The sequence below is a fragment of the Spirulina subsalsa FACHB-351 genome, from assembly GCF_026130165.1.
Taxonomy (GTDB): Bacteria; Cyanobacteriota; Cyanobacteriia; order Cyanobacteriales; family Spirulinaceae; genus Spirulina_A; species Spirulina_A subsalsa_A.
In genome coordinates this window covers 1-7,103 of record NZ_JAIHOM010000177.1, presented here as the reverse complement: position 1 = coordinate 7,103, position 7,103 = coordinate 1, and the positions used below count along the sequence as shown (strand labels likewise).

The 7,103-nt window shown below is 48.1% G+C and carries 8 protein-coding genes; all 8 read left to right on the top strand.

Annotated features, from left to right (window positions below; translation table 11 throughout):
• A partial coding sequence (locus tag K4A83_RS21270) for an RNA-guided endonuclease InsQ/TnpB family protein (protein ID WP_265266711.1) occupies positions 1–683 on the top strand: 683 nt, incomplete at its 5' end.
• 208 nt (positions 684–891) lie between these two features.
• A complete protein-coding gene (locus K4A83_RS21265) occupies positions 892–1,107 on the top strand; it encodes a hypothetical protein (RefSeq protein WP_407810259.1) in 216 nt (71 codons plus the stop codon).
• A complete protein-coding gene (locus K4A83_RS21260; RefSeq protein ID WP_265266709.1) occupies positions 1,104–1,385 on the top strand; it encodes a type II toxin-antitoxin system RelE/ParE family toxin in 282 nt (93 codons plus the stop codon). Before K4A83_RS21265 ends, K4A83_RS21260 begins: the two co-directional genes overlap by 4 nt.
• Before the next feature lie 65 nt (positions 1,386–1,450).
• On the top strand, positions 1,451–1,711 hold the full coding sequence (locus K4A83_RS21255) for a hypothetical protein (protein WP_265266708.1): 261 nt from the start codon (positions 1,451–1,453) through the stop codon (positions 1,709–1,711).
• Positions 1,711–2,004, top strand: coding sequence for a nucleotidyltransferase family protein (locus K4A83_RS21250; protein WP_265266707.1), 294 nt, complete (start codon positions 1,711–1,713; stop codon positions 2,002–2,004). Before K4A83_RS21255 ends, K4A83_RS21250 begins: the two co-directional genes overlap by 1 nt.
• Positions 2,001–2,345: a HepT-like ribonuclease domain-containing protein gene (locus tag K4A83_RS21245; protein ID WP_265266706.1), complete on the top strand. Its 345-nt coding sequence runs from the start codon at positions 2,001–2,003 to the stop codon at positions 2,343–2,345. The genes K4A83_RS21250 and K4A83_RS21245 overlap by 4 nt, the downstream gene beginning before the upstream one ends.
• Before the next feature lie 100 nt (positions 2,346–2,445).
• Positions 2,446–3,789 (top strand): restriction endonuclease subunit S, encoded by a 1,344-nt coding sequence (locus K4A83_RS21240; protein ID WP_265266705.1) that lies wholly within the window; start codon positions 2,446–2,448, stop codon positions 3,787–3,789.
• A 13-nt stretch (positions 3,790–3,802) separates the two neighbouring features.
• On the top strand, positions 3,803–6,961 hold the full coding sequence (locus K4A83_RS21235) for a type I restriction endonuclease subunit R (RefSeq protein WP_265266704.1): 3,159 nt from the start codon (positions 3,803–3,805) through the stop codon (positions 6,959–6,961).
• Positions 6,962–7,103: the final 142 nt, after the last annotated feature.

Below are 7,103 nucleotides of genomic sequence, written 5' to 3'. Positions count from 1 at the left end.
TTCCCAGTCAGAAAGCTGTCGGAATAGATTTAGGAATTAAATATTTCTTGGCAGATAGCCAAGGTAATATTGAAGCCAATCCCCAGTTTTATCGAAAGGGGGAGAAAAGTTTAAAACGCTGTAATCGTCGGAAATCTAAGAAGTTCAAGAAAGGGAAACCCCAATCTAGGAACTATCAGAAAGCTAGAAATCGATATGCTCGGAAACATTTAAAAGTAAGTAGGCAACGAGAAGAGTTTGTCAAGAGAGTGGCACTCCGTTTAATCCAATCTAACGATTTGGTGGCTTATGAAGATTTAAAGGTTAAAGGGCTGGTGAGAAATCGACATCTGGCTAAATCAATTAGCGATGCAGGATGGTATTTATTTCGCCGTTGGTTGGAATATTTTGGCTATAAGTATGGAAAGGTTACTGTTGCTGTACCTCCTTACAATACGAGTCAAAATTGTTCCAATTGTGGTCAGAAAGTGCAGAAGTCTTTATCAACTAGAACCCATATTTGTTCTCATTGTGGGTTGATAGAAGATAGAGATATAAATGCTGCAATTAATATCCTGAAATTAGCATTAAGTACGGTAGGGCATACCGGATCTAAAGCTTGGGGAGATTTGCCCTCTAGCCTGGTTGGAGCAATCCTGCTAGGTTATGGCGAGTCTGTGAACCAAGAATCCTCGTGCCTTTAGGCCGAGGAGTGTCAACTCGATATTGTCTGGAACATTATTGAAAATTATCTGCCGGGGCTAGAAGCGGCGGTGCAGAAGCTGATGGAGGTTGAAGAATGACGGCGGCGTTGACGGCGGAGTTGGCGGCGCAGAGGTCGGAGGCGGAGGCGCTGGATAAAGAGATTAAGGTACAATTAGCCAAGGTGGGCTTTGACTTGGAGGTTTTATGATGACATTTCAAGAAATTATCGAGTCAATCGAGGAATTACCTGCTGAAGATCAAGAGCAACTATTTGAGTTAATCCGTAAGCGCAGGATCGAGTCTCGACGGGCTGAAATTGCAGCGAATGCTCAAAATGTGTTTCAAGCGGTGGAGGCAGGAACCGCTAAACGGGGCAGTTTTGAAGAGATGAAAGCTTATTTACTGTCGGATGAAGATGAATGATTTTAACCACAGACAGTAGGTTTAAGCGCAGCTTTAAGCGGTTGGTCAAGAAAAATCCTCAGTTGCAAGACAAGATACTGGCTGTTTTGGAAACATTGAGCAACGATCCGTTTACGCCCTCTCTCAAGTCTCACAAGCTAACGGGACAGCTAGAGGGTTTGTGGGCTTGCTCTGTTGCCTATGATTGCCGCATTATTTTTGCGTTTAAGGTAGAGTCTGAGACGGGAGAGGATTTAATTGTCTTGGTCGATATTGGTAGCCATGATGAAGTGTACTAAGGTTCAGTTGGCGATCGCGAGGTTTGAGCTATGAGTAAGTGGAAGAGAATCGCGAGGTTTCAGGTATGACGGATTGCCAACTGCGCTTATTGGTACACTATCGATTAAAGGAGGCGGAAGAGACTTTGCGGGAGGCCGAAATTCTGCTGGAGCAGTCAGCGTTTAGGGGTAGTGTAAACCGTTGGTACTATGCGATGTTTTATGGTGAGATGTTGATACCTGACCAGGAACTCGCTGCGAACCTTTTGGCTCAAGCACGGGTATTTTTTGGCGAAATTAAGATGCAGTTGGCGAAGGTGGGCTTTGATTTGGAGGGGATAACCTGATGACCCTGTTGGCGACCTTGCAAAACAAACGAGAGCAAATTTTGGATATTGCCGCCAAGCATGGAGCCTACAACGTCCGGGTGTTTGGCTCGGTGGTGCGGGGCGAAGATACCCCAGAGAGCGACATCGACTTTTTGATTGACTACGACTTAGAAAAAATCACGCCTTGGTTTCCGGGGGGGTTGTTGATGGACTTACAAGACTTGCTGGGACGAAAGGTGGATGTGCTAACCGAACAAGGTATTAGTCCCCTGATTCGGGAACAGGTGTTGGCGGAGGCGAAGCCCCTATGACCGCCCATGATGACCAGATTTACCTGAAGCATATTTTGGAGTGTGTGGCTCTGATTCGGGCATATACGCGCAATGGGAAAGGGGAGTTTATGGAAAGTGCCTTGGTGCAGGATGCGGTTCTGCGGCGGCTACAGACGATGGCAGAATCGACCCAGCGGCTATCGGATGATCTGAAGGCACAAGCGCCAGAGGTAGATTGGCGATCGCTATCTGGTTTTCGGAATGTGTTGGTGCATGACTACCTGGGTGGCATTGACCTGGGGCGGGTTTGGGATGCGGTAGAGTTTTATCTGCCGGGGTTAGAAGCTGCGGTGCAGAAGTGGATGGAAGTTGGGGAATAATGACAACAGCGTTGACGGCGGAGTTGGCGGCGCAGAGGTCGGAGGCGGAGGCGCTGGATAAGGAGATTAAGGTACAGTTGGCGAAAGTGGGGTTTCAGCTATGAGTGAGTGGAAGGAAACAGATATAGGCTTGATCCCGAAAGATTGGCAATATGTTCCTTTTCAGTCGGTTCTATTGCAGCCTTTAAGAAATGGAATATACAAGTCCAAGGAATATCATGGGCGAGGAACAAGAGTTGTCAATATGGGTGAAATATTTTCTTTTGACAAGCTTCCTTGTGTTGAGATGTCTAGGATTGAACTGGATAAAGATGAGTTTGAGAAATCCAGTGTCATAGAGGGTGACTTACTTTTTGCAAGAAGATCTCTCGTGGCAGAGGGGGCAGGAAAATGCACATTGGTTCTAAGTCAGAACGAGCCTTTAACCTTTGAGTCATCCATTATTAGAGCAAGACCTAACCCTAAAAAGACCGACTCTGCTTATCTCCTATATCTTTTTAGCTCTCGTATTGGAAAGTATCTGCTAAGAACGATTCTTAGGCAGGTTGCTGTCTCAGGCATTACAGGTACGGACTTAGCAAAACTGAATCTTCCTTTGCCAGTGCTAGAAGAGCAAAAAAGCGTATCTAACTTATTATCCTCCCTCGATCGCAAAATCGAAAACCTCCGCAACCAGAACGAAACGCTGGAAAAAATCGCGCAAACCCTCTTCAAACATTGGTTTGTTGATTTCGAGTTCCCCTACGACTTCGCACAGGGCAGGCCCAACGCCGACGGCAAACCTTACAAGTCATCCGGGGGGGAGATGATGCCGTCAGAGCTAGGCGAAATCCCTGTAGGTTGGCGTGTTGGGAAATTAGGTGATGTCACGACCACAATCACAAAAGGTACGACACCAACAACACTTAAAAGGCAATTCCAGGAATCGGGCATAAACTTTTTGAAAGCAGAATCTATAACAGATCAGCATTCAATAGATTCATCTAAACTTGCTTACATTGATGAAGAAACCAACCAGCTTCTCAGACGATCAATTCTTCAAGAGAAAGATGTCGTTTACACAATTGCAGGGACTATTGGTCGCTATGCGATGGTTGGCAAATCACTTTTGCCTGCAAATACAAATCAAGCAGTCGCAATAATTAGGCCAAATATTGAAAAAGTAGACCCTGAATATATCCTTTGCTATTTTTCCTCTAGGAGCTATCAGTATTACCTCTCTAGCCGAGTCGTACAGGCAGTTCAAGCAAATTTAAGTTTAGCCATTCTGGGTGAATCTCCGATTATCATACCCAGCACCCAAATCAGGAAAAGCTTTGGTGAATTAATCAAACCTCTAGTTCGCAAAAAGGAGCAAAATCAAGAGCAAATCCAAACCCTCACCCAAACCCGTGACGCACTTCTACCCAAACTGATGAGCGGCCAACTTCGCATTAAACCCTAACCTCCTCGGTTCTATGAGCAAATTCACCACCGAAGACCAAATCGAAACCTATAACCTCGAACTGCTCGATGCTCTGGGTTATAGCTACAAAAACGGCTATCTCCTCGCCCCCGATGGAGACGAGCCAGAGCGCCAATCTTATGGCGAGGTATTGCTCAAAGACCGCCTCAGTGCCGCCATCAGTCGCATCAACCCCCACCTACCCGCCGACACTCACACCCAAGCCCAGCGAGAACTGCAAAACATCGCCAGCCCCAACCTAATCAACAATAACGAAACCTTCCACCGCTACCTCACCGAAGGCATCACCGTTGAATACACCCGAAACGGTGAAACCAAAGGCGAACAACTCTGGCTGATTGACTGGGAGAACCCCGACAACAACGAATTTCTGGCAGTAAATCAGTTCACCATCATTGAGGACAACCACAACCGCCGCCCCGACATCATCCTGTTTATCAATGGGCTGCCCCTAGTGGTCATTGAACTGAAGAACGCCGCCGATGCTAAAGCTGACCTACACGCCGCCTATAACCAGCTCCACACCTACAAACGCGAGATTCCCAGCCTGTTTACCTACAACGCCCTGCTAGTCATCTCCGATGGACTTTCCGCCCGTGCGGGTTCCCTCTCTGCCGACTACACCCGCTTCAGTCAGTGGAAGCGCAAACTCCCCAACAACACCATCGACAACAACCCCGACACCAACGAACTGGAGATTTTGGTTCAGGGGATGCTCAACAAGTCCACCCTGCTTGACCTAATCCGCCACTTCACGGTATTTGAGCAGGTGAAAACTGTAGACCCAACGACGGAAATCGTCACCCTTCAGACGATTAAAAAGCTGGCAGCCTATCACCAGTATTACGCCGTCAACAAAGCCGTTGAAAGTGTTTTGTCCGCCACTGAGGGCAACCATCAAGGCGGTGTCGTGTGGCATACCCAAGGCAGCGGTAAATCTCTGTCGATGGTGTTTCTCAGTGGGAAACTGGTACTGGCTCTGAATAATCCCACCCTAATTGTCTTGACCGATCGCAACGACCTAGACGACCAGCTTTTTGATACCTTTGCTGGATGCCGTCAACTGCTGCGCCAAGACCCCCAACAGGCGAACGATCGCGCTGCCGTGCGAGACCTGCTGAACGTAGCGTCTGGCGGTATTGTCTTTACCACCGTACAGAAATTCGCTCCCGCCGACGGTGAAACCCTATATCCGCAAATTAGCGATCGCACCAACATTGTTGTACTAGCCGACGAAGCCCACCGCAGCCAGTACGGTTTCAAAGCCAAACAAGTCACTCTCAAGGACAAGGACGGGCAGGAAATCGGCACTGAAACCCGTTATGGTTTCGCCAAATATCTCCGTGATGCCATCCCCAACGCCACCTTTGTCGGTTTCACCGGAACTCCCATCGAACAGACCGACAAAAACACCCGCGAAATCTTCGGAGACCACATCGACATCTACGACATCGCCCAAGCTGTCGAAGATGGGGCTACTGTTCCGATTTACTATGAAAGCCGTTTGGTGAAGGTGGACTTGGACGAGGAGGGGCGAGAACTCCTTAATGAACTAGACGAAGACCTGAGATTTGAAGACCTCAGCGCCACCCAGCAAGCCAAAGCCAAACAGACCAAAATTGAGGCCGTTGTCGGCTCCACCCAGCGCCTCCAAACCATCGCCCGGGACATCGTGACCCACTTTGAGCAACGCCAAACCGTCAACCGGGGTAAGGGTATGATTGTTACCCTCAGTCGTCGTGTCGCCGCCAACCTTTACGACAAAATTATTGAACTTCGCCCCCACTGGCACAGCGACAAATTAGACAGTGGCAAAATCAAGGTTGTTATGACAGCCAGTGCCTCTGATGATGGAAATTTGGTGCAGCATCACACCACCAAACAACAACGCCAGATTCTAGCCCAGCGACTCAAAGACCCTAACAATGACCTGGATTTGGTAATTGTCTGTGATATGTGGCTGACGGGGTTTGATGCTCCCTGTCTCCATACCATGTACATCGACAAGCCGATGAAGGGTCACAATCTCATGCAGGCGATCGCCCGTATCAACCGCGTCTACTTTGAAAAGCAGGGCGGTCTAATTGTCGATTATCTTGGCGTGGCTCATCAACTTAAAGAAGCTCTCAACTTCTACTCCCAAAACGGCGGCAAAGGCGACCTTACCCTCAATCAAGATGTGGCTCTGGGATTACTGGCTACCAAGTTAGAAGTTGTCGAAGGCATCATGGCGGACTTTGATTATGCCCCCTACTTCACCGCCAGCACTGGCGACAAACTCAACCTACTAAAATCCGCAACCAACTATATTGCTGACCCCCAGCGTAAAGACCGCTTTCTCGATGCCGTAGCCGCACTGTCTAAAATCTATGCCCTGACCGCTCACCATCCCGAGGCGATCGCCCAAAGTGAAAAAATCTCATTCTTCCAAGCTATCCAATCCAGCCTCCGCAAATTAGAACCGAGTGATGGTGGTTTAAGCAATGCTGATATAGAGAGCGCCATCCGCCAAGTGATAGACCAGGCTCTAGTGTCGGATACCGTCGTCAACATTTTTGATGAAGCGGGTATCAAAAACCCTGATGTTTCCGTGATTTCTGAGGAATTTCTCCAAGAAGTGGAAGGCATGGAGCATAAAAACCTAGCCGTAGAACTGCTCAAACGCCTACTCAAAGACGAAATTAAGGCACAGCATCGGACTAACATCGTCCAAAGTCGCAAACTGGCAGAAATGTTAGAAGATGCCCTCAAACGCTACAAAAACCAGGTGATTGGTGTAACTGAGGTTTTGCAAGAACTGATCGAAATAGGCAGGGATGTTCAAGCAGCCAAGCATCGAGGGGAAGAATTAGGGCTAGAACCCTACGAACTCGCCTTCTATGATGCTTTGGCTCAAAATGACAGCGCCCGAGATGTGATGGGTCAAGAGAATTTACGAGAGCTGGCGATCGCTTTAGTCGCTCGTGTCCGTCGTAATGCTTCCATTGACTGGAACATTAAGGAAAGCGTCCGCTCCCGCATGAAGATTATGGTGAAACGCCTTCTTCGACAGTATGGCTATCCTCCAGATATGCAGGCTCTGGCGGTTGAACTTGTACTAGAACAAGCCAAGGTTTTTACTGAGTTTGAGATAGAAACTAGGCATTCTTGACATCCGCATTTTGTGAATTTATCTGCAATGTCGGGTGAAGACCCTCGGTTTTACCGACGGGATGAAACCCGACCAGTATAGAAACAGCGAAGCACGACTCTTTAGCTAAGGCTCAGGGATCACTCTTAGCATGACAATTTGT